This window comes from Nocardia yamanashiensis, from assembly GCF_021183565.1.
GTDB classification, from domain to species: Bacteria; Actinomycetota; Actinomycetes; order Mycobacteriales; family Mycobacteriaceae; genus Nocardia; species Nocardia yamanashiensis.
The window spans coordinates 711832-733614 of record NZ_CP089226.1 but is presented as its reverse complement, the minus strand read 5'-3'; the positions used below and the strand labels follow the sequence as shown (position 1 = coordinate 733614).

At 68.2% G+C, this 21783-nt stretch carries 22 protein-coding genes; 5 read left to right on the top strand and 17 right to left on the bottom strand.

Features of this window, described 5'->3' with window-relative positions; translation table 11 throughout:
• Positions 1-5: 5 nt before the first annotated feature.
• Positions 6-404: a nitroreductase family deazaflavin-dependent oxidoreductase gene (locus LTV02_RS03425; protein ID WP_233038285.1), complete on the bottom strand. Its 399-nt coding sequence runs from the start codon at positions 402-404 to the stop codon at positions 6-8.
• A 97-nt stretch (positions 405-501) separates the two neighbouring features.
• Between LTV02_RS03425 and LTV02_RS03420 the strand changes: the two genes are divergently transcribed.
• Both LTV02_RS03420 and LTV02_RS03415 read left to right on the top strand, forming a co-directional pair.
• Entirely contained in the window at positions 502-1170 is a 669-nt protein-coding gene (locus tag LTV02_RS03420) for a TetR/AcrR family transcriptional regulator (protein WP_233038283.1), read from the top strand.
• Positions 1171-1179: 9 nt separating this feature from the next.
• Positions 1180-1638 (top strand): GNAT family N-acetyltransferase, encoded by a 459-nt coding sequence (locus LTV02_RS03415; RefSeq protein WP_233038281.1) that lies wholly within the window; start codon positions 1180-1182, stop codon positions 1636-1638.
• Here LTV02_RS03415 and LTV02_RS03410 read toward each other — a convergent pair whose 3' ends face one another.
• A complete protein-coding gene (locus LTV02_RS03410) occupies positions 1639-2277 on the bottom strand; it encodes a Pr6Pr family membrane protein (protein ID WP_233038279.1) in 639 nt (212 codons plus the stop codon).
• Positions 2278-2386: 109 nt separating this feature from the next.
• Between LTV02_RS03410 and hrpA the strand changes: the two genes are divergently transcribed.
• A complete protein-coding gene (gene hrpA, locus LTV02_RS03405; RefSeq protein ID WP_233038277.1) occupies positions 2387-6388 on the top strand; it encodes an ATP-dependent RNA helicase HrpA in 4002 nt (1333 codons plus the stop codon).
• Between the two features lie 64 nt (positions 6389-6452).
• On the opposite strand, the gene nrdR is transcribed toward hrpA, so the two are convergent.
• From nrdR to LTV02_RS03390, 3 genes are all read right to left on the bottom strand, one after another.
• Positions 6453-6929 (bottom strand): transcriptional regulator NrdR, encoded by a 477-nt coding sequence (gene nrdR, locus LTV02_RS03400; RefSeq protein ID WP_233038275.1) that lies wholly within the window; start codon positions 6927-6929, stop codon positions 6453-6455.
• A 119-nt stretch (positions 6930-7048) separates the two neighbouring features.
• Entirely contained in the window at positions 7049-8290 is a 1242-nt protein-coding gene (locus LTV02_RS03395) for a hypothetical protein (protein WP_233038266.1), read from the bottom strand.
• 206 nt (positions 8291-8496) lie between these two features.
• The gene (locus tag LTV02_RS03390) at positions 8497-8949 is read right to left on the bottom strand and encodes a hypothetical protein (protein WP_233038264.1); all 453 of its coding nucleotides are present in this window, start codon (positions 8947-8949) and stop codon (positions 8497-8499) included.
• A gap of 311 nt (positions 8950-9260) precedes the next feature.
• Between LTV02_RS03390 and lexA the strand changes: the two genes are divergently transcribed.
• Positions 9261-9962: a transcriptional repressor LexA gene (gene lexA, locus LTV02_RS03385; protein WP_233041461.1), complete on the top strand. Its 702-nt coding sequence runs from the start codon at positions 9261-9263 to the stop codon at positions 9960-9962.
• 111 nt (positions 9963-10073) lie between these two features.
• Here lexA and LTV02_RS03380 read toward each other — a convergent pair whose 3' ends face one another.
• Together LTV02_RS03380 and LTV02_RS03375 are read right to left on the bottom strand one after the other, a co-directional pair.
• Positions 10074-10535: a DUF2231 domain-containing protein gene (locus LTV02_RS03380; protein ID WP_233038262.1), complete on the bottom strand. Its 462-nt coding sequence runs from the start codon at positions 10533-10535 to the stop codon at positions 10074-10076.
• A gap of 78 nt (positions 10536-10613) precedes the next feature.
• Positions 10614-11327, bottom strand: a complete 714-nt coding sequence (locus LTV02_RS03375; protein WP_067706885.1) for a TetR/AcrR family transcriptional regulator — start codon at positions 11325-11327, stop codon at positions 10614-10616.
• A gap of 101 nt (positions 11328-11428) precedes the next feature.
• Between LTV02_RS03375 and LTV02_RS03370 the strand changes: the two genes are divergently transcribed.
• The gene (locus LTV02_RS03370) at positions 11429-12133 is read left to right on the top strand and encodes an NAD(P)-dependent oxidoreductase (protein ID WP_233038260.1); all 705 of its coding nucleotides are present in this window, start codon (positions 11429-11431) and stop codon (positions 12131-12133) included.
• A gap of 7 nt (positions 12134-12140) precedes the next feature.
• On the opposite strand, the gene LTV02_RS03365 is transcribed toward LTV02_RS03370, so the two are convergent.
• The 10 genes from LTV02_RS03365 to LTV02_RS03320 form a co-directional block, all read right to left on the bottom strand.
• Positions 12141-12821, bottom strand: coding sequence for a hypothetical protein (locus tag LTV02_RS03365; RefSeq protein WP_233038258.1), 681 nt, complete (start codon positions 12819-12821; stop codon positions 12141-12143).
• A 160-nt stretch (positions 12822-12981) separates the two neighbouring features.
• Complete coding sequence (locus LTV02_RS03360; protein ID WP_233038256.1) at positions 12982-14550, bottom strand: alpha/beta hydrolase; 1569 nt, start codon at positions 14548-14550, stop codon at positions 12982-12984.
• A gap of 411 nt (positions 14551-14961) precedes the next feature.
• Positions 14962-15270 (bottom strand): type VII secretion target, encoded by a 309-nt coding sequence (locus LTV02_RS03355; protein WP_233038254.1) that lies wholly within the window; start codon positions 15268-15270, stop codon positions 14962-14964.
• A 110-nt stretch (positions 15271-15380) separates the two neighbouring features.
• The gene (locus LTV02_RS03350) at positions 15381-16340 is read right to left on the bottom strand and encodes an acyl-ACP desaturase (RefSeq protein WP_233038252.1); all 960 of its coding nucleotides are present in this window, start codon (positions 16338-16340) and stop codon (positions 15381-15383) included.
• Between the two features lie 149 nt (positions 16341-16489).
• Positions 16490-17110: a hypothetical protein gene (locus tag LTV02_RS03345; protein WP_233038250.1), complete on the bottom strand. Its 621-nt coding sequence runs from the start codon at positions 17108-17110 to the stop codon at positions 16490-16492.
• Between the two features lie 109 nt (positions 17111-17219).
• Positions 17220-17837: a hypothetical protein gene (locus LTV02_RS03340; protein ID WP_233038243.1), complete on the bottom strand. Its 618-nt coding sequence runs from the start codon at positions 17835-17837 to the stop codon at positions 17220-17222.
• Between the two features lie 13 nt (positions 17838-17850).
• Positions 17851-18483, bottom strand: coding sequence for a hypothetical protein (locus LTV02_RS03335; RefSeq protein WP_233038241.1), 633 nt, complete (start codon positions 18481-18483; stop codon positions 17851-17853).
• A gap of 22 nt (positions 18484-18505) precedes the next feature.
• On the bottom strand, positions 18506-19459 hold the full coding sequence (locus LTV02_RS03330) for an MlaD family protein (RefSeq protein ID WP_233038239.1): 954 nt from the start codon (positions 19457-19459) through the stop codon (positions 18506-18508).
• Positions 19456-20604 (bottom strand): MlaD family protein, encoded by a 1149-nt coding sequence (locus LTV02_RS03325; protein WP_233038237.1) that lies wholly within the window; start codon positions 20602-20604, stop codon positions 19456-19458. The genes LTV02_RS03330 and LTV02_RS03325 overlap by 4 nt, the downstream gene beginning before the upstream one ends.
• 5 nt (positions 20605-20609) lie before the next feature.
• Positions 20610-21782, bottom strand: coding sequence for an MlaD family protein (locus tag LTV02_RS03320; protein ID WP_233038210.1), 1173 nt, complete (start codon positions 21780-21782; stop codon positions 20610-20612).
• Between the last annotated feature and the right edge of the window lies 1 nt (position 21783).

Sequence of the window (21783 nt, the reverse complement as noted above, 5' to 3'; positions counted from 1 at the left end):
AGCGGTCAGCGCCCGGATTCGGAACTGAAGGTCACCGTGCCGCCCACGTCCATGCGCAGGAACTCGGTGATGCGGAAGAGTTTCGGCGGGTGGGCCGCGGCGGGTAGCAGGCGCAGCGCCTCGCCGGGTCCGATCAGGCGCGGGGCGGCCAGTTCGATATCGCGGCCGTCGATGCGCAGCGCCGCGCCGCCCGCGGCCAGCACATTGCGGACCCAGTCCGCGCGCGAGCCGTAGACGAGGACGAACAGGTAGCCGCCATCGACGGGATAGGCGTCGAGGGGGGTGCGGTAGGTCGCGCCGGAGGTACGGCCGGTGTGGGTCAGCACCGGCCATTTCCCGGCCGCGAGGGCGCGCGGGTTGAACACTCGCTTGTTCACGTGCCCCCACCATTTCGGCATCGGCATCGGAATCCCCTTCCCTTACGGGTGTAAGTGTGGCTTACAGCTGTAAGGTAGGCTTACGAGTGTAAGCCTGTCAACCGTCGTCGAACCGGGAGCCGCCGTGCCACGTCCACCGCAACCGCTCAGCAGGGAACGCGTCCTGGCGGCCGCCGTCCGGGTCGCGGATCGCGGTGGCGCGGAATCGATCTCGATGCGGCGGGTAGCGCAGGAGCTGGGGGTGGAGGCCATGTCGCTCTATCACCACGTGCCGAACAAGGACGCCATGCTCGACGGCGTGGTCGACGCGGTGTTCGCGGCGATCGAACTGCCGGACGCCGAACAGGCGGATTGGCGCGATGCCCTCCGGGTGCGGGCGTATTCGGCGCGGGCCGTGCTGTCGCGGCATCGGTGGGCGCTCGGGCTGCTGGATTCGCGGCGCGACCCGGGACCGGCGACCCTGCGGCATCACGATGCGGTGCTCGGCGTGCTGAAAGCGGCGGGGTTCGGGCTGGCCGATGCGGCGCACGCGGTCTCGCTCCTCGACAGCTATATCGGCGGGTACGTGCTGCAGGAGGCGAATCTGCCCGCGAGCACCCCGGCCGAGGCCGAAGCGGTGGCCGAACATGTGCTCGAGCGAGTGCCGGCGGACCGGTTGCCGCATCTGCACGAGATGATCACCGGGCTCGCCTTGCGGGCGGACTACGACCACACCACCGAATTCGGCTACGGCCTGGACCTGATCCTGGATGCGCTCGAAGCTCGCCGCGACCGCGGGCAAGGTCCTCGCTAACCTCACCGCATGCGCATCGTGCTCGACGATCTCACCGGCCCGGAAGTCATCGGCCTGCTCGAAACCCATGTGGCGGAGATGCTGGACAATTCGCCCGAGGAGAGCATGCACGCGCTCGACGTGGCGGCGCTGCGCAAGCCGGACATCACCTTCTGGTCGGCCTGGGAGGGCGCCGAGCTCGCCGGATGCGGGGCGCTGAAGGAACTCGATCCGGCGCACGCGGAGATCAAATCGATGCGGACGGCTACGGCCTTCCGGGGGCGCGGGGTGGCGTCACGGCTGCTCGCGCATCTGCTGGAGCAGGCGCGGGAGCGCGGTTACCAGCGCGTCAGCCTGGAGACCGGATCGTCGGAGTTCTATCGGCCGGCGGTGCGGCTCTACGAGCGGTACGGATTCGAGCACACCGGGCCGTTCGCCGAGTACACCGACGACCCGCACAGCGTGTTCATGACCAGAACGCTGCCGTGATCAGGCCGCCTGGCGGCGCTCACGCCACCGGGCGGCCAGCTCGCCCAGCGCGATGACGGCGACCGCCAGGATCACGAAGGCGATCACGAGCACGACCAGGCCGATGGCCATCGAGAGATAGCCCTGCGTGCGCGGGTCGATGAACGGGTACGGATACCAGTCCGCGATCGGGCCGCGAATCAGCGTGTACACCCCGTACGCGATCGGATACGTCAGCCAGATCGAGATCAGCCTGGCCGAGACGCCCAGCGCCACCGGCACCAGCAGCCAGTCCACGAACAGGACCAGCGGCGTGATCCGGTGCAGCACATTGTTGGTCCACGGATAGGCGATGTCCACGTCGATGTTCTGCAACAGCACGGTGTAGACCACGCCGGTGATGCAGATGTACAGCGTGCCCGCGCCCCGCACCCGCTGCCAGCCGATCCCCTGCGGATCCCGCAGCGCCACGATCAGCAATACCGCGATAGCCAGCAGATTCGACTGAATCGTGAAGTAGCTGAAGAAGTTCACCACGGCGTTTCCGGCCACCGCCGGCCGCAGATGGGTGGCGGTCCACACCACCGCCGCGATATCCAGGATTCCGAACGCCAGCAGCAGAAGCCGGCCCCACCACGGATGCACCGCTCGCTCGCCCATCCGCCGATGGTCGCATGCCGCGGCGAACACCGAGCGAATATCGCTCCGGCGTGGTGTCGCCCACCGCCCCGACCGGCGCGGCAACGACTTCGCTAGGCTTGACGGTGCAATGACCAGGACCGCCGCCACCTTTCGCGACCTTCGAACCCGCCTGGCCGATCTCTCGATCCGCGACGAACACCGTTTGCGTCGGCGGCTCGACAAGGCCCGCGGTGCAGACCTCACCGATCTCGAGCGCGAGATCGACGCCGCCCGGCAACGGGTGGAGAACCGCCGCGCCGCCGTACCCGCGATCAGTTATCCCGAGCAGCTGCCGGTTTCGGCGCGCCGGGACGATATCGCGCGGGCGATCGCCGACCACCAGGTCGTGATCGTGGCCGGTGAGACCGGCTCGGGCAAGACCACCCAGATTCCGAAGATCTGCCTGGAGCTGGGGCGCGGGATTCGCGGGACCATCGGGCACACCCAGCCGCGCCGGCTGGCCGCGCGCACGGTGGCCGAGCGGATCGCCGAGGAACTGGGCACCGAACTGGGCGATGTGGTCGGCTATACGGTGCGTTTCACCGATCAGGCCTCCGATCGCACGCTGGTGAAGCTGATGACGGACGGCATTCTGCTGGCCGAGATCCAGCGCGATCGCATGCTGCGGCGCTACGACACCATCATCATCGACGAGGCGCACGAGCGCAGTCTCAATATCGACTTCCTGCTCGGGTATCTGAAGCAGTTGCTGCCGAAGCGGCCGGATCTGAAGGTGATCATCACCTCGGCGACCATCGATCCGGAACTGTTCGCGCGGCACTTCAGCGATGAAAAGGGCTCGCCCGCACCGATCGTCGAGGTGTCGGGGCGCTCGTATCCGGTGGAGATCCGGTATCGCCCGCTGTCGCTGGAACTTCCGGTCACCTCCGAGGATCCCGACGACGAGGACACCGAGATCGTCGACCGCGATCCCACCGACGCCATCGCCGATTCGGTGCGCGAACTGCAGGCCGAGGGCGACGGCGACATCCTGGTGTTCCTCTCCGGCGAGCGCGAGATCCGCGATACCGCCGATTCGCTGCGCGATTTGCGTTTGCCGCGCACCGAAATCGTGCCGCTGTACGCGCGGCTGTCCGCGGCCGAACAGCACAAGGTGTTCGAGGCTCACACCGGGCGGCGGGTGGTGCTGGCGACCAACGTGGCCGAGACCTCGCTGACCGTGCCCGGCATCCGCTACGTCATCGATCCGGGCACCGCGCGAATCTCCCGCTACTCCATGCGCACCAAGGTGCAGCGGCTGCCCATCGAACCGGTGTCGCAGGCCTCGGCGCGGCAGCGGTCCGGTCGCTGCGGTCGTGTCGCGGACGGCATCGCCATCCGGTTGTACTCCGAGGACGATTTCGAATCCCGGCCGCAGTTCACCGAACCGGAGATCCTGCGCACCAACCTGGCCGCGGTCATTCTGCAGATGACCGCGCTCGGGCTGGGCGATATCGAGAGCTTCCCGTTCGTGGAGGCCCCCGACAATCGCGCCATTCGCGATGGCATCGCCCTGCTCGAGGAGCTCGGCGCACTGGGCCGCAAAGCCGAGGACGGCGGGGCAGATATCCCGAACGCCGGACTGGTGCTCACCGCCATCGGCCGGGAAATGGCGCAGCTGCCGGTCGATCCGCGCATGGCCCGCATGCTGGTGGAGGCGCAGCGCGGCGGCTGCCTGGCCGAGGTGCTGGTCATCGTGGCGGCGCTGTCCATCCAGGATGTGCGGGAACGCCCGGTCGAGCATCAGCAGGCAGCCGACACCAAACACGCGCGGTTCACCGTGGAGGGCTCGGACTTCCTGGCCTACCTGCGGCTCTGGGATTACCTGGGCGATCAGCGCAAAGCCCTGTCGTCCAACCAGTTCCGGCGCATGTGCCGCGACGAATTCCTGCACTACCTGCGCATCCGGGAATGGCAGGACCTGCACGGGCAGCTACGCACCATCACCCGCGGGCTGGGCTGGAACACCGACGCCTCGAACACCGAGCGCTCCACCCTCGACTCCGACGCGCTGCCCTGGGACATCACCTCGATCCATCAGGCGCTGCTGGCCGGCATGCTCTCGCATATCGGCGTCCGCGAGGCCGAGACCCGGGAATTCCTGGGCGCGCGCAATGCCAAGTTCATGATCTTCCCCGGCTCGTCGCTGGCCAAGAAGCCGCCGCGCTGGGTGATGGCCGCCGAACTGGTGGAGACCTCCCGGCTGTGGGGTCGCACCGCGGCCCGGGTGGAACCGGAATGGGCCGAGCGGCTGGCCGGCGATCTGGTGAAACGCACCTACTCCGAACCGCATTGGTCGGCCAAGCGCGGCGCGGCGCTGGCCTACGAGCGGGTCACGCTGTACGGGATTCCGCTGGTCACCCAGCGGCGGGTGGATTTCGGGCGGATCGATCCGGAACTGTCGCGCGAACTGTTCCTCCGGCACGCCCTGGTACAGGGCGAATGGCAGACCCGGCACGAGTTCTTCGCGCGCAATCGCGAATTGCTCGACGATGTGGCCGATCTGGAGCATCGGGCCCGCCGTCGCGACATCCTGGTCGACGATCAGGTGCTGTTCGAGTTCTACGACCAGCGGATTCCGGCCGATGTGGTGTCGGTGCGGCATTTCGACAGCTGGTGGAAGAAGACGCAGCGCAAGGAACCGGCGCTGCTGGACTTCACCGCGTCCACCATCGTGAACGAGGATGCGGCGCTGCTGGATCCGACCGCGTACCCCGACAGCTGGCGGCAGGGTGAGCTGACCTTCCCGCTCACCTATCAATTCGAGCCCGGCCAGGCCGATGACGGTGTGACCGTGCACATTCCGATCGCGCAACTGGCGCATGTGCGGGCGGTCGGTTTCGACTGGCTGGTGCCCGGTATGCGCGAGGAGCTGGCGGCGGCGCTGATCAAAACGCTGCCGAAGCAGTTGCGGCGCATGGTGGTGCCCGCGCCGGACTTCGCGCAGGCGGCGCTGGCGCGACTGACGCCGCGGGCCGAACCGCTGCGCATCGGGCTGGCGCGGGAGCTGTCGCAGCTCGGGTCGGTGACCATTACCGCCGGTCAGCTGGATCCGGCGGGGCTGCCCGACCATCTGCGGATGACCTATGCCGCTGTGGACGCGGGCGGGGAAATCGTTGCGCGCAGCAAGGATCTGGCGGAGCTGAAGGCGAGGCTGGCCACCCAGGTGTCGAAATCGGTGGCGCGGGCCAACAATGCCGCCGAGCGCGCCCCGGCCGCCGTGTGGACCTCCGAATCGCTGGGAACGCTGGAGAGTTCGGTCAAGCGCCAGGTCGGCGGGCAGACCATTACCGGGTATCCGGCGCTGGTGGCGGAACCGGACGGGGTGGCGGTGCGGGTGCTCAGCTCGCCCGGCGCCCAGGCGGCGGCCATGCGGGTCGGGACCCGGACACTGCTGCTCAATGCGATACCGACCAGTCCGCGCGCGGTGACCGCGAGCCTGAAACCGGCGGATCGGCTTGCGCTGAGCCAGAATCCGTACGGATCGCTGGACGCCCTGGTCGAGGACTGCCGGGCGTGCGCCGCCGATGAGCTGATCGCGGCCAATGGCGGGCCGGTGCGCAGCCCCGAGCAGTTCAAGGCGCTGGTGGAGAAGGTGCGGCCGCAATTCACCACGGCGGTGGCGAATGTGGTGCGCGCGGTGGTGCCGGTGCTGGCCGAGGCGCATCGGGTGCGGGCGGCGCTCACCGAGACCCGCGATCGCGATGCGGTGCAGGATGTGCGGCATCAGCTCGACGATCTGGTGTTCGCGGGCTTCATCTCCGAATGGGGCAGCGCCCGATTGCGGGAACTGCCACGGTATCTGGAAGCCGCGCGCCTGCGACTGGAGGCGCTACCCGCGTCGGCCAATCGCGATCAGGCGGGCATGGTCGAATTGGATCGGGTGCACGCCGCCTACGACCGGCTCGTCGATCAGCTGCCCGAGGGGCGCAAGGGCGGGCGCGATGTGGTCGAAATCTGGTGGATGATCGAGGAATTGCGGGTCAGCCTGTTCGCGCAGCAGCTCGGGACGCCGTTCCCGGTGTCGGCCAAGCGCATCGAGAAGGCCATCGACGCGGCCCGGCGGCCGCCGCAGCAGGCGCGCCGCTGATCACGAGAACGGCCCGGAAGCGCGAGTGGTCGCGCTTCCGGGCCGTAAATGATTGTGCTCGTCGTTATTCGACGGTGGCCCCGACCGCGTTCTCTTCGCGGTGCTTACGTAGCTCGGCGATCTCGCGTTCGAAATCCTCGGCGGAGGAGAAAGATCGGTAGACCGAGGCGAAGCGCAGGTAGGCGACCTCGTCCAGATCCCGCAGCGGGCCCAGAATGGCCAGGCCGACCTCGTGGCTGGGCACCTCGGGGGAACCCTTGGCGCGCACCGCATCCTCCACCTGCTGGGCCAGCAGGTTCAGAGCGTCCGAATCCACCTCGCGGCCCTGACAGGCGCGGCTCACCCCGCGGATCACCTTCTCGCGGCTGAACGGTTCGGTCACGCCGCTGCGCTTCACGACCGACAGGACCGCGTTCTCGACCGTGGTGAACCGTCGCCCACACTCCGGACAGGCACGCCGCCTCCTGATGGCGGTGCCTTCCTCGGCTTCACGCGAGTCGACCACCCTCGAATCGGGGTGGCGACAGTACGGGCAATGCATCCGGAATCCTTCGTCGATGCCTCGAGCTCCTCAGCAACCACAAGGATACCGGGGCGGTCGCAGTTCGGTTGCGCCCGCCCGGATACCAGGCCGGAATCGGGTCGTCAATGGGTGACGACTCAAACCGTGAGGCGCCACTCCGCGGTCAGGTCGGCGAGCAGATCCGGCAGCCGCGACAGCAGGCGGCCGTTGGCCAGTTTCACCGAGAACGGTTCGGCCAGAACGGGTCTGGCCACGGCCTCGTTCGCGCACAGTTCCAGGTAGCGGGGCAGCAGGTCATTGGTGATGTAGTTCCAGCGGGTGTCGCGGTCGGCCCAGTTGAAATCGGGCAGCGGGGTGCGCAGCGACATGGCGCCCGCGGTGAGGGTGGTGGGGGCGAAGACGCCGGGGGCGCGCACGCCCGGCACCGCCGCCTTGCCGGCCACCGTGCTGACGTAGGTCATCACCCGGCCCATGACGCCGCGGCCCGCCGAGGTCACGTCCCACTGGTCGGCGATGATCTGGTTCTGTTCGCGGTCGGTCATGCGGACGGCGGCGTCGGCGCGGCCGGCCGGGGTGCCCGCGGCGATCTCGCGCCAGGCGGTGACGGCGTTCTCGTCCAGCACGCCGGCCTGGTACATCTCCTCGACGCCGGCCAGGCCATCGCTCACATAGGCCTCGTGCATGGGGACCTGGTCGATGAAGATGTGCTTCTGCATGATCAGCAGGCGGGTCTGGTACCAGATCAGGTCCTCGGCGGTGAGGCGTTCGCCTTCGGTGCCGAGCAGGCGGATGTCCTCGGGGAGGAGGTTCAGCAGCTCGGCCGGGGTGCCGCGGAGCAGGTCGGCGACGGCGCCGCCCAATTGGTGCACGCCCGGCACGCTGATGACGGCCGAGACGTCGCCCATATCGAAGAAGCCCGAGGCGAACGAGCCGCCCGCCAGCCCGGCCAGGCCGACCCAGTAGAAGTCGGGGTGCTGGTTGTTCAGGCGCAGATAGTTCACGTACACCTGGGTGAAGGTGGCGCTGTTGGCGGTGACGCCGCGGTTCGGGTCCCAGGCCGACAGGTCGATCTCGGCATTGCGGGTGGCCGTCACCAGCCAATACTGGTGCAGCAGCGTCGCGTATCGGCGCGGGGCGATGCCCGCGGCGCGCGCTTGGTCCAGGGCGGTGCGTAATTCGGCCGGATCGAGCGGCAGCGCGGGATTGAGTCCGCCGCCGCCGGCGCCGTCGCCGTTCACCGCGGGGAGATCCAGATAGGCGGTGTAGGCGGATTCGGCGTGGACCGGTATCGAGACCGTGCCGAATATCAGGCCGGTCACCACCGCGGCCGTACCGATGATCCGGCCCGCGATGCCGCGCCGGTTCCTGCCCTGCGCCATCGCGCCCCCTGTTGCGAAGCGCGCCGACCCATTCCGGACCGGCGCGAATGTACCCACTGTCACACCTCGGGCACGCTAGCAACGCGTTTCAGTTATCAATCAACATTTCCGGCCGCAGTTTCGGCCGGGCGCGAGGCATGAATGCGATCGCTACATTCCGGCTAACGACTTCGGCCGACCGCACGAGGAGCGATTTCAGCGCCGCCTCAGCGCGCGGGAGCGGGCGCCGGGGCGGGCGCGTGCACGAGTTCGACTGCGGGCGGGGTGGTTTCGGTGCCGAAATCACCGGCGCGGAGCTGGGCGAGGGCGATGAGGCCGGTGACGGCCAGGGCGGTGAGCAGGGCGCTGAGGGCGAGCGCGGCGAAACCCAGCTGGGCACGGTGCACGCGATGCAGGGGATGCGGGCCGGCGGCGCGTCCCGCCACCCGGCGCGCGACGACATGGCCGCTTCGAACATTCGCGCGAGTGCGCGCGCCGGACTGCACGCGGGCCGGGCAGGGGCGGCGGTAGACCGCGGGACGCCAGGCCGCGCCCGCGACGGCCGCGGGGGCGCGGGTGCCACGCAGCTCGGCGGGAAGGCTGTCATAGCCGAGATCGCTTGCGGCAGAGCCGAGTTCCCGGCCGAGCGGGGCATCGAATTCGCTGACCACCGTACGCATCGAACAAACCTCCAAGTGGACTGACCGGATGATGCTGGACGATTGACTCGATCATGTGTTCGAAGAACTGATGTTCGAATTTCTACCACGGCCCACCGACAATGTCATCCGCCACGCCGACATGCGTCGAACAGATGTTTGATCACAGCGCCGCCTCGGACTACAGTCGAGGCACGAGTTCACCGGCGGCGTGATCGACACCGATCAGCAACCGCCCCGGGAACGAATTCCGGTGAGACACAGCAGTGAACGGGAGGACAGCGGCGGTGAGCGAACACGGTGGTGTGGACGGTGAGAACGGGCCGCTCGGCCTGCCCGGCGAGGGCACCGAAATCTCCGGCACCGGGACGGATCTCACGGTCCGCCAGCGCAAGGTCCTGGAGGTCATCCGCACTTCGGTGAGCGACCGCGGGTATCCGCCCAGCATCCGGGAGATCGGGGACGCCGTCGGGCTCACCTCGACTTCCTCTGTGGCGCACCAGCTCCGCGCGCTCGAGCGCAAGGGCTACCTACGCCGCGACCCGAACCGGCCACGCGCCGTGGACGTGCGCGGGCTGGACGAGACGGCGGTGCGCGCCACCTCCGGCGTCGCCAAGCTGCGCGCGGTGGGCGCGGAAGCCGACTCCGGCGAGCACCCCGTCCCCACCTACGTCCCGGTCTTGGGCCGGATCGCCGCCGGTGGGCCGATTCTGGCCGAGCAGGCGGTGGAGGACGTCTTCCCGCTGCCGCGCGAACTGGTCGGCGAGGGTTCGCTGTTCCTGCTGAAGGTCGTCGGTCAGTCCATGATCGACGCGGCCATCTGTGACGGCGACTGGGTCGTGGTCCGGCAGCAGAACGTGGCCGAGAACGGTGACATCGTGGCGGCCATGCTGGACGGCGAGGCCACCGTGAAGACGTTCAAGCACACCGGTTCCCAGGTGTGGCTGATGCCGCACAATCCGCTCTTCGAGCCGATTCCGGGCAATGACGCCCAGATCCTCGGCAAGGTCGTCACGGTCATCCGCAAGATCTGACCGTGCCGGACTGTCGTGACCCGGCGGCCGCCCGCAGACCGGGCGTCGGGTCACGACAGTCATGGATTCACCCGGCCGGCACCACGGTTCGGCCACCCGCGGCGGCCGGACTCAACCCCCGACGCCGCCCCAGACCGCCTGCGATCCGGAATCGCCGACCCGGTAGGTCTGCACGGTAGCCGCGGCTCCCGCCGCCACCACCAGTACCGCGACCACCGCCAGCGCCGCGCGCCCCACCGGTTTGCCGCGCCCCTCCAGCACCTGCACGGCCAGTAGCAGCAGGGCCGTGATCAGCAGCGGCACAACGTAGTACAGCATCTGATCGCCGAGATCGGCGTGCTTCTCGATGGCCGGGCTCTCCCCCAGCCGATGCTCGAGCCACTCCCCCGCCTCCGTCGTCAACGGCGTCAGCACGGTCACCACCACCGCGAGCACGGCCGCGAGCCAGATCAAGCGCCGCCGCGCCGCGGGCCAGACCGCGCTCACCATCAGCAGCACCGCCGTCAAGGGCACCAGCACGACGATGCCGTGCACCAGCAGTACATGCGCGGGCAATCCGTTCAACGTGGACATATCGGCACCTTCGATCCGTCACGTGGGCGATACGAGAACAACGTATGCCGTGCGTGTCCGGTTCGCGGCGAACCTCGATCAATCCGGCGGCGTCAAGCCCAGGGAACGGATCAGGTGGGTGATCTCGGCGCGATACAGCTTGCCGGCGTTCGCGGTCTGGATTCCCAGCCGGCCCAGCACTTCCAGCGCGACCAGGCCGTGCATGCGACCCCACAGGCGCAGGGCGATCGCGACCGCCGCCGGTGGCAGGCCGGGGAATTCCGCCCGGATGGTGGCGACCAGTTCCGGGCCGAAGTCCGCCCAGTCGAAATCGCCTTCGGCATAGGTCCGCTCGGCCCCGGGCCAGGCTCCGGCCACCAATCCGGTCAGCCCGGTACAGGCGCGATGCTCGGCTTCGGGCGCGGGACCGCCGGGCGGGGGCTGATAGCCGGGGACCGGATCGCCGTAGATGAGCCGGAAACCCTGTTCGTTCGCCAGGGACCACTCACGAAAGGCGCACGCCCAAGCCAGGATTCGCCCGGCGGCATCATCGGCGGGGCGGGCGTCGCGGGCGGCTTCCACCGCATCGGCCAGCTGACCGTACACATCGGCGATGAGCGCCGTCACCAGGTCGTCGCGGGTGGCGAAATAGCTGTAGACCGCATTGGCGGTCATCCCCATCTCGCGGGCGATGGCGCGCAGGGTGATCGCGCCGGGCCCGCCGTCGGCCATCAGCCGCAGCGCGACCGCCTTGATCTCGGCCGTCGTCTCCGAACGCCGTCGCTCCCGCCTGGTCGGCACCGCACTGCTCACGGCGCAACTCTACAACAGTGTGAGATTACTAATCATTGTCACAAAACTTCACACCGTGTAGTTTTCTCACACCGCATCCGTTCGGATCTCAGGAGAGTCTCGTGTTCATCGGAATCATCGGCGCCACCGGCAATATCGGCCGCGAAGTAGTGGCGGAGGCGGTGGGACGCGGCCATCGGGTACACGCCTTCACCCGGAACCTCGCCGGCGCGAAGGACAAAGGGCCCGAGGTCGAATGGCGGGCGCTGGACGTGTTCGACAGCGCCGCCGTGGCCGCCGAGCTGCCGGGCTTGGACGTGCTGATCAGCTGCTACCAACCCGGCAACGCGGCACAGGATTTCGCGGCGACGGTGGCGCAGTCGATCGCCGATCCGACCGCGTACGCCACGGTGGCGCGGTCGCTGCTGCGCGCATTGGAGACCCGGCCGCGCACCCGGCTGATCGTGGTCGGCGGCGCGGGCAGTCTCGAATCCGCGCCCGGGCGCACGCCCGCCGATCTGGACCTCGACGAACTCGGGGACGGACTCGAACGACTCGGCCTGCCACGCGAATACGCGGTGGCGGTCAAGGGGCATCGCGCGGCGCTCGACACGCTGCGCACGTCGAATCGGCTGTGGACCTACCTCAGCCCGGCCGAGCAGATCGGCCCGGGCGAGCGCACCGGACGGTTCCGGATCGGCACCGATCAGCCGGTCCGGGACGCCGACGGACTGAGCCGCGTGTCCTATGCGGACGCGGCGGTGGCGCTGGTCGACGAGGCGGAACTACCACGATTCGTCCAGCGCCGCTTCACCATCGGATATTGACCGACGCCTAGCGCTCGCTCGATTCGGCGGGGCGCGCCGGTTCGGCGATCGGCTCCACGATGCGCTGCAGCAGACGGGTCGGCGCCTCGTCGTCGCCCCGATCGACCGGCTGAGCGGCGGCGGGTTCCGGGGCGACCGGCGGCGCGTGCACGATGCGGCGGGTCGGGCCGTCCGGATCGAACGATTCCGAGGCGGCGGCGGACTGCTCGGCCGGGGCCGGGGCGGGGAGCGACGGGGCGAGCGAGGCCGGGGCGATGAAGCCCAGGACCTCGTACTGAGCGCCGATGGTCAGCGCGGCCGAGGACTTGCGCTGCGAGATGAAGCCCTGGTTCGGGCCGATCACGCGGCGCAGGGACTCCAGCCAGCGGTGATCGAGCACCCGGCAATCCGCCCACGGGAAGTACTCCAGGCCGGTGCGCAGGTAGAAGCGATCGCTGATATCGGCCTGGCGCAACAGGTCCAGCACCCACGCGTCGATGCTATTGGGCTGTGCGTTGCGATAGATACGGGCGTGCGGCGCCACCGAGCCCGACGCGAATTCGTCGAAGGACTTCAGCAACTCTTCCGGAAACTCGTCGACCCGGACGAAACCTACAACGTCGAGACCCTGCAATTGCTCCGGAAGTTGGGCGGCTAACCTGCGCTCGTCATGCAGTTTGAACTTCCTATTGATGTTCTCTGTGCGCATTTATCTCCGACTTCCCAACCTCTGTTCACCGAACAGTAGCATGAAGCCAACCGTTTCAAACCACGTTGATCAGTGGGCCATTTAGGTGCTACAGAGCGTCCCGCAAAGAACCCGTTACCCATAGGTGGACTACGGGCGGCCGCAGCTCGCGGCCCTGTATTCAGCGGTCATAGGTTCCGGCAATAATTCGCCCTTGCGTATACAAGCCCGGATTGCCCGATTCCCAATATCTTCCGTGCACCCAGGGATCGAGTGGGACGCCGCGCAGCAACGGCAGATCGAGGGTCGGGGCCGCGGATTCGAAAACCCGCGCCCCGAAGTCCGGGTCGGCCGGGTCCGGTCCGTGTACGAACGGACCCAATACCGGAATCGGATCGCCGGGATCGGCGGTGGCGAACACGCGCTCGTGCATGTGCTCGCTCGCGACCCCGTCCAGATGCAGTTCGGTAACCCGCTCGGCCTCGACGCCGGGGCTGCCCGCGAAGACGACGGCGTCCGCCGCGAGCGGTCCGGACTCGGCGGCTACCCCGATCACCGTGGTTCCGTAGGAGTGGCCGACCACGGTGTTGTGCGACGGCGCACCGTCGTGAGTTGCGCGCAAACCGTCCTGGAAGCGGTCGAGCAGCGGTGCGCCGTCGTCCGCGTACCGATCCTGGGTTGCCGCAGCCAAATCCGGCGGAGCCTGGTATCCGTACCAGGCAACGGCGGCGGTACGCGCCGACGCGTCCGCCCGTCCGGCGGCGGAGACCAGGGCCGCGGCCCGGGCCGTCCCCCACCCGATATTCCGCAGCGGGGAATCGGTCCCGGGGACGAGGGTCGCGATATTGCGTGCCGCGTCGGGATTGTTGACCGCGATGGCTCCGCGCCCGCGATCATCGACCGCGAGCAGATACCGGCTTCCTGCGTCCGCACCTATCTCACTCGCAACCGCCTGATAGTCGGCGAGCCGAGTTCGCAGCTCCACTCGTTGAGACTCCCAGCGCTGCAAATGATTCCATTCACGCACTGTGTCGGGCAGCTCCTCGCGGCTGGCCCAGCCGGGATGCTGCGCGTCGAGCGCCGCGAGATCTCCCAGCGCGGCGGTGCGCAATCGCTCGAGATCCGCCCGGTTGTAATAGTCCCGCGCCACCACGGGAATCCCGTCCCGATTCCCGATCCCCGGGTCGAATGCGAACAATGCGTCCTGCTCGGCCGGGGACAGCGTTTCCCAGAACGCGCACAATGCCTGCGGATCCTCCGGCAGCATGTCGGTTCCGTCGAGAATCCCCGCCACCCGCCTCCGCAAGGTTCCGCCCCGCGGCGCACCCGCGAGCTCCCCCAACGCCGTCACGCCAGCGGCCAACCGCTCCCCCACCTCGCGGTCGGTATCCCCCGCGGTCTCGAGCAATGGCACCAGCCGCGCCTGCAAGGTCGCCGCCGTTTCGTCGAAATGCCACTGCAGGGTCGAGTCCGCCGCCGCGTTTCCGGTCTGTACCCGCGGCGGCACCACGGTCCCGTCCTCCTCGACCACACACCCACCGGCCACCGCCTCCGCCTCGATCCCCCGCACCAGCGCACACACCTCACTCAGTCCCGCCGCATCAGCCAGCGCATCCGCGATGTCCACCACCGCCGCCCCGATGTGATTGGCCGCCAACTGTGATTCCAACGCCCGCAACGAAGCCGCCGTGGCCGCATCCCCACTCCACTGCGCCATCGCCTGATCCACGGCCCGCCCAACCTCGTCCATGGCGGCACGAAACTCCCTCGCCGCCACCACGACCGCCTCGCTAGCGTCCCCCGCACGCCAGGGAAACCACTCCCGCACCTGCGACAACCTCGCGCGCATCCTGTCTCCCACCCGAATCCGACCTGGAAAGCGGTGACTTGTAGACCCCTTGCACCTCGACAAGCAGCCGCCACCGCCTCGAGCGCCGACCCGGCGGCCCGCTGACAGCGAATCCGACGCCTTCGTCATTCCGGCGCGCTTCCGGCCGGAATCTCACTGCCACAAGTGAGATCCCGGCCGAAAGCATGCCGGGATGATGAGGGGAGGGACGGTATCCGCCGCTCCGGGTAAGCGCGATGCCGCTCAGGCCGTGCCGGTCAGGCCGTGCCGGTCAAGCCGTGCCGGTCAAGCCGTCCGGTCAAGCCGTGCCGGTCATGCCGTGCCGGTTAGGTAGTCGTCGAGTTGGGTGCGGTAGGCGTGGTCGGTGGCCTCGTAGGTGTGGGCGGTGGAATCTGTGGTGGCGGCCAGGGTTTGGAGGTGGGTGGCCATGCGGGTGAGGAGGGCGCGGAGGGGTTCTCCGGCTCCGGAGGCGGCGGCGCCGATGGCGGAATTGGGCATGGCGCCGGCGGCTTCGGCTATCAGGGCCACCGGGTCTATGGCCGTGATGGTGTCGGCTTCGTTGCGGATGCGGGCCGCCATTATGCGTAAGGCGTCCAGGTCGGTGTGCAGCATGTCCCCCATGCGAGCCCCCTTTCCTCCGCGAGATTAGTCGGCGCGGGGCTCGGCGGCAGGGCGGGAAGTGAAGTTGTGGACAACTTCCGGGGGTGTGGAGGAAGCGGGCCGCGCGGGGCTCAGCCGGAATTGCGGGCGGCGCGGGCGGCGTCTCGGGCCAATGCTCGGTCGCGTTGCTCTTCGAAACGGATGACATCCTTGGCGAGGGCATCGAGGTGCGCTGCCAGGGCGTCGCGGGTCTGCTCACCGGCGGGGCCGAAGTCGTTGCGGTCGAAGATATTCCATTTGCGCAGGACGGGGAGGACGACTTCGTCGAGGTGCTGGCGCAGGTCGTAGATGCCGTGTTTGGCGATCAGGACGCTGTTGCGGCGGAAGTCGGGCATGCCCGCGCCGGGCATGCGGAAGTTGCGGATCACCGCGGCGATGGCCGACAGCGCCGCGTCGGGAACCAGGTCCAGGGCCGCGCCGCAGATATTGCGGTAGAAGACCATGTGCAGGTTCTCGTCGGCGGCGATGCGCGACAGCAGCCGATCGGCTACCGGGTCCGCGCAGACGCGGCCGGTATTGCGGTGCGAGACCCGGGTGGCCAGTTCCTGGAAGGTCACGTAGGCGACGCCGGGGAGAACAGAGTGGTCGCCGGTGCCGTTGGGGTTGTCGACGCCTTGCGAGACGCACGCCATCCGGGCCTGTTCCAGCGCGACCGGGTCGACGCCGCGGGTGACCACCAGGTAGTCGCGCAACGCGATGCCGTGCCGGTTCTCCTCAGCGGTCCAGCGATCCACCCAGGTGCGCCAGGCGCCGTCGCGCGAGAACGCGGTGGAGATGAGCCGGTGATACGAGGGCAGATTGTCCTCGGTGAGCAGGTTGGTGACCACGGCGGCGCGCGCCACCTCCGACAGCCCGGATTGTTCCGGGCTCCAGTCGGTTCCGCCCATGGCGGCGAAATTGCGTCCCTCGTTCCAGGGCACGTAGTCGTGGGGGTGCCAGTCCTTGGCCAGGGAGAGGTGCCGGTTCAGATTGGCTTCCGCGACCGGCTCGAGTTCACGCAGTATCTGCGCGGGAGTCATGGTCTTGCCCACAGTCGGGTCCTGCCTTCACGTCGACGGCCGTATCCCTGTTGACGAGCCTACGCCCGTGATCGGGTGGTCAGCTCGTACCCGCAGCAAGACGACCGTTCCGCAGGCTTCCGCCGGCGGGCCCCCAACCGAACCCGCCGACGGCGCCGGGACTACTTCGTGGGCTGGGTGGCGGGCAGTCCCGGCAGTCCGGCCCCGGGCTCACCGGTACCGGACTTGGTGCCGATGTCCTTGTAGCTGAACACCTTCCATTGTCCGTCCACCTTCATCAGGTCGACGTATTCGGTGACCGATCCGGTGGTGGGTTCGGTCTGCCCCGGGGCGCTGCCGGTCAGCTTCACCACCGCCAGCATGCGGATCAGGGTGTCGTTCTGGCTGATGACCGCGGAGTCGGAGACCGTGCCCGTCATGCTGGCGTTCGCCTCGGCGAGCAGGCTCAGCAGCGCTTTGGTCTGCCGCACTTGGTCTTTCAGCGTATCGGTGGTGGCGGCGAGCATGGCGGTATTCCATTTCGCCATGCTCTTGTCGCCCGCGGCGTCGACCGTATAGGCGGTGGCGAGGAAGCTCGCGCCGGCCTTCAGCGCGGCCTCCCGATCACCGGCCTGGGCGTCGAAGCCGCGCGCGGTCACTTCGAGATCGTGCCGCGCGGCGGCGTAATGCCATGCGCCGATACCCATTCCGGCCGCCAGGACGGCGATCACCGCGGCCACGGCCGCCACGACCGGCATGCCGATTCGCCGCGGCTCGGTCATGGTCCGAGTCGCTTCCGACAACTTCGGCTCCTCGGTGTCCAACGCGGCCTCACTCCGAGTCGCGGTCTCAGCTTCAGTCGCGGTCTCGGGCTGGTCTGCTGTGGTCTTCATATCTCGAGTTCTTTCGCGGTCAGCGCGGGGTCTGGTCGGGGGCGGGGGCGGCGCTGGTGGCCGGTGCGGCGGGCGGCATGCCGCCGGCGGGGCCGTAGCCCTGTACCTTCCATTTCCCGTCGATCCGGCGCAGGTCGATCAGCGCCGAACTGGTGGTGATATTCGGTGCGGCGCTGTCGGGGCTGGTGCGACCGGTCGATTCGATGACCGCCAGCAGCGTCAACGCGTCCCCGGCTTGCGACACCACGCCCACGTCCTTGACCGTGCTGCTCATTTCCATATTGGCCGATACCAGCTTCTGCAGCACGGTTTTCCATTGCGCCAGCTGCGCGTGCATGGAGTCGGTGGTGCCGGCCAGCACCGCGCTGTCCCAATGTTCGAGGCTGCCGCTGTTCACGGTGAACATGGTGGTGAGGAATTCGGATCCGGCCTTGGCCGCCGAGTCCCGGTCGGCCGCGAGCGCCCGGGCGGCCGAGACTTGGTCCGCGGCCCTCCCGTGCTGGTACGCGAAATATCCCAGCGCCGAGCCGGTTCCGCCGAGCAGCACCGCCGCCGCGATCCCCGCGGCCATTCGCCGCCGCGCCGTCACCACGAGGGACCGGTCCCGCCAGGACCGCTCTTTCGCCGTCTTCTCCATGATCGGTCCCTCCTTATCGCGGCTGTTCGGCCGGAGTGGTGGCGGTCGGCCCCGCGGGCTGGGCGGCGGTCAGATCGCCTTTGAGCGCCTGATCCCCCCGCCCCGAGTCGATGACTTTCCAAGCCCCGTCGACCCTCCCGAGTTCCGCCCACACCGCCGACGTGGTCTTGACCGGGTCGCTGACCTGGAAATTCTGGGTGCTCTCGTCGAGTTGCGCGATCACCCTGACCCCATTGGTGGTCTGCAGCGCACACGCCGCATCCGCCACGGTGCTGGTCTTGCGCAGCTTCCCCGCCGTGATGAGAGCCGAATTGTCCTGTGCCACTTTGTCGGTGGCGAAATAGTCGTGCACGGGCCCGGTGGTCAGCGCCGCCATCCGCGCGGTCCATTCCTCCGGCTTGCGATAGTCGAAGTTATTGGCCGCCAGCAGGAAATCGGTCCCCGCCCGAATGGCCGCCACGCAATCGGCTTCCTTGCGCCGCGCATCCGCGAGCGATGCGCCGAGATCGTCATTGCGCGCGGCGAGGTCCCAGTTGCGATACCCCATGACCCCCGCCAGCGTGACGACGGCCAGCACGGCCGCCGCCAGACCGAGCAGCGGAATCCGGATTCCGCCGGCGTCCATCTCTACCCAACGTGACTTCATCTGTACCCCTTCCGAAGCCGGATCAGTGCGGTATGTCCACGAGCAGCCGGAATCCCTTGCCCTCGGGGAACGCCGCGAGCAGCCCGTCCATGGTCTTGCCGAGATCGACCTCGGCGTGCTCGAGCGGGTCGAGCACATACGGCCGGATGATCTCCAGCGCCGGCCCGCCCTTCTGCATGAACAACTGGAGGTAGTTCATCAGCCGTTTCAGCAGTGGAATCAGCGGAATCACCTGGGTGCCACCGGAATCGACGGTGATGGAGATGAACTGGTCGAGCAGCCCGGGCAGTTCCGGCGCCAGCGTCGCGCCCAGCCGTTGCGCGGAACTGCGCAGCAAAGTCATCTTCTCGGTGGATGATTCGGTCGCGGCGCCCGCCACGAAGCTCAGCAGCCGCTGGATCAGCTCCCGGTTCTGCCGCAGCGTGGTGGAGAACATGCTGCCGGAGCCGACCAGTTTCTCGATGCTCGGCCCCACCCCGGCGATGGCGACGTCGGCCCCGCGCAGAATGGTGTTGATGCTGTCGGGATCGAGCTGCGCCATCACCCCCTGCAGCCCGCCCAGCGCCCGCGCGATGGTCAGCGGCTGCACCACCTGCGCGGCCGGCACCACCGCACCGTCCGAGAAGTACGGCCCCGCGGTCGATTTCGGCGCGAAGTCGAGGTACTGCTCCCCCACCGCCGACAGATTGGCCACCGTCACGGCGGCGTCCATCGGGATCCGGTACTCCGATTCCACCGACAGCCGCGCCAGCACCCCGCTCTCGGCCTTGACCAGCGCCGTGACCCGCCCGACCTGCAGGCCGTTCAGCGTGACCGGCGAAGTCTGCATGAGCCCACCGGAATTGGGCAGCACCACGCTGATCCCGTACACCCGCGCCCCGGGTTCGAACCCGAACACCCCGTAGGTGAGGTACAGCGTGGCGCTGACGGCCATGAGCACCATCGCCAGCGCCGAGACCATGATCTTGCGGGTCATCGCATCAACCCCACGAGTTTCAGGACCGGGCTCACCCGATCGCGGAAGGCCTGCTCATTGGCCGCGACGATGCGCGCGTCCGCCTCCGGATCCCCGGTGAGCGCACTCGCCGGGGTCTGCGGGACCACGTCGGAGAGTTCGATGCGCCCGCGCGCCGACAGGAACGGCACGATCTTGTTGGCCAGCAGCGCGTTCACCGATTCCAGCGTGCGCGGCACCTGGTTCGGGGTGGCGATCATGGCCTGCGCCAATGGCGTCCACACATCCAGGAACCGGTCGATCTTGGCCACCCGCGGCGCCGATTTCGGATTGGCCGGATCGATCAGGTAATCCCCCGCCCAGGCCGCGAGATCGCGAATGGAATCGACGAAGTACATGATCTCCGGCAGCACCTTCTGCACCACCCCGAGCAGCACCGGCGCCTGGTCGAAGACGAAGCGCCACACGTCTTCCGCCTGCCGGAACACCTCCAGCGCCGCGGTGGCATTGTTCAGGATGGCGCTGAGCTGCCCGGTGCTCTGCCCGATCCGTTCGATGGACACCGACAGTTTCGCCATGAACTCCCGCAGGTTCCCCGAATCGGCCGGGAACGCCTGGTTCACGCTGCTGACGAAGCTCTGCACGAACGGCACATTGCCGCCGGTGACCCACCCGACCACGGCCGTCATGTACTGCTCGACGCTGGTGGCCTGTTTGGTCTGCACGATCGGGATGACACCGCCCTGCCCGAGTTCGCGGCCCGAAGTCTGTTGCGGGATGGTGAGTTTGACGAAGGTGTCGCCGAACAGGGTGGTCTGCGCCATCTCGACCTTGGTCTCCACGGGCAGCCGCACATCCTCGTCGATGGCCAGGATGGCGGTCGGCTGATAGTAGGGCTGCTGATCGGCGGCCAGCGACGGCACATTCGCGTCCGGCCGCGGCCGCACACTCACCGCTTCGACTACGCCCACCTGCGCACCGTTGAGCTCCACCTTGGTCTTGAGCGGCAGCGACAGCACATTGCCGAACTCCACCCGCACCTCGTAGGTGGGCTTCCCGTACTGCGTGCCCGGCAGCGGCAGATCCAGCGGCCGCACCGCACAGCCCGAGACGGTGGCGACGGTCAGCACACCGAGAGTGATTGTGCGCCAAGGTTTCCGGTTCATCGCGCTCATTTCCCACCCGCCGACAGCAGCAGTTGCACCAGTCCCAGGTCCACGGTTTCCCCGGCCGCGAAGTCGCGATCACACGGCTGATACCAGGGTTTGACCATGGAGCACACATCACGCGCGAGCGCCGGATCGATACGGAAGCTCGGCGGCACGTACTGCAACTTGCCCGCCCCGAGATTCTGATCGAACAGGTTCTTCGCCCCTTGCAATGCGTCCGGGACGCTCTTGGCGAAATCCACCAAGCCCTGGGTGTGATCCAGGATCTGGAACAGCACCGGCATGAACCCGTCCAAGCCCAGCATGATGGTGCGAATCCACTTGTACCCCAATAGATTTGCCAGCGGCGGCATCCAGATCGAGATGTCCCGGATGATGGCGGTCAGATCCGGCGCGATCCGATTGGCGATATTCAGCGCGTCGGTGGCGGCGTCGAGCAGGAATTCCGAATCCGACACCCCCTGATCGAGGTTCTGGCTGATCTTCCGGAATTCCTTGAGAATCGCCCCGAGCAGATAGTTCGCGCCCGCCGCCGAATCACCCAGGATCTCCGACACATTGCGAATCGCCCCGTTCAACGGGACCGCACTGTCGTCGACCTGCTGCGCGATCCGCGCCAGCGAATCCCCGAGCACATTCGGCGGAGCTTCCTGCAGCGGCGCGTCGTGCGCCTTGCCGGTGAGATCCTCCGACAGCGTCGCGACGGCCCGCATGGCCTCGGTGAAGCCGACCGGAGTTTTGGTGCGGTCCTTGGGAATACAGTTCCGGTAGTCGAAGGTCCCGCCGCTGGTGTACGCGGGCCCGAGCTCGACCCGCCGGTCGGTGACAATGGAATTGGCGACGGTGACCGCGCCGAGCTGCTGCGGCAGCCGCACCTTGCGATCCACCGTCATGCGCACCACGACGCCCTGATCACTGGGTTCGATGGACTCCACATTGCCGATCTGGATGCCCAGCATGGTGACCTTGTTGCCCTCGTACAGCCCGACGGCGTCCCGGAATTCGGCGCAGATGCTCAACGGCGCCTGCGTGGTGTCGTAGTACTGCTTGCCGGTCAGGGCCACGATGAGCCCCATGACCAGCGCCACCACCCCCACCCCGGCGGTGAGCCGCCCGGTCCGGGTACGCGGCAGCACGCGACCGCGGAAGGCGCGCAATGGATTCGGCGTGTTCACG

Bases quoted from the DNA above. Each gene is read 5' to 3' on its own strand.
- LTV02_RS03425 (WP_233038285.1), bottom strand. From the start codon at position 404: ATGCCGATGCCGAAATGGTGGGGGCACGTGAACAAGCGAGTGTTCAAC.
- LTV02_RS03415 (WP_233038281.1), top strand. From the start codon at position 1,180: ATGCGCATCGTGCTCGACGATCTCACCGGCCCGGAAGTCATCGGCCTG.
- LTV02_RS03410 (WP_233038279.1), bottom strand. From the start codon at position 2,277: ATGGGCGAGCGAGCGGTGCATCCGTGGTGGGGCCGGCTTCTGCTGCTG.
- hrpA (WP_233038277.1), top strand. From the start codon at position 2,387: ATGACCAGGACCGCCGCCACCTTTCGCGACCTTCGAACCCGCCTGGCC.
- nrdR (WP_233038275.1), bottom strand. From the start codon at position 6,929: ATGCATTGCCCGTACTGTCGCCACCCCGATTCGAGGGTGGTCGACTCG.
- LTV02_RS03395 (WP_233038266.1), bottom strand. From the start codon at position 8,290: ATGGCGCAGGGCAGGAACCGGCGCGGCATCGCGGGCCGGATCATCGGT.
- LTV02_RS03390 (WP_233038264.1), bottom strand. From the start codon at position 8,949: ATGCGTACGGTGGTCAGCGAATTCGATGCCCCGCTCGGCCGGGAACTC.
- LTV02_RS03380 (WP_233038262.1), bottom strand. From the start codon at position 10,535: ATGTCCACGTTGAACGGATTGCCCGCGCATGTACTGCTGGTGCACGGC.
- LTV02_RS03365 (WP_233038258.1), bottom strand. From the start codon at position 12,821: ATGCGCACAGAGAACATCAATAGGAAGTTCAAACTGCATGACGAGCGC.
- LTV02_RS03360 (WP_233038256.1), bottom strand. From the start codon at position 14,550: ATGGACGAGGTTGGGCGGGCCGTGGATCAGGCGATGGCGCAGTGGAGT.
- LTV02_RS03355 (WP_233038254.1), bottom strand. From the start codon at position 15,270: ATGGGGGACATGCTGCACACCGACCTGGACGCCTTACGCATAATGGCG.
- LTV02_RS03340 (WP_233038243.1), bottom strand. From the start codon at position 17,837: ATGGAGAAGACGGCGAAAGAGCGGTCCTGGCGGGACCGGTCCCTCGTG.
- LTV02_RS03335 (WP_233038241.1), bottom strand. From the start codon at position 18,483: ATGAAGTCACGTTGGGTAGAGATGGACGCCGGCGGAATCCGGATTCCG.
- LTV02_RS03330 (WP_233038239.1), bottom strand. From the start codon at position 19,459: ATGACCCGCAAGATCATGGTCTCGGCGCTGGCGATGGTGCTCATGGCC.
- LTV02_RS03325 (WP_233038237.1), bottom strand. From the start codon at position 20,604: ATGAACCGGAAACCTTGGCGCACAATCACTCTCGGTGTGCTGACCGTC.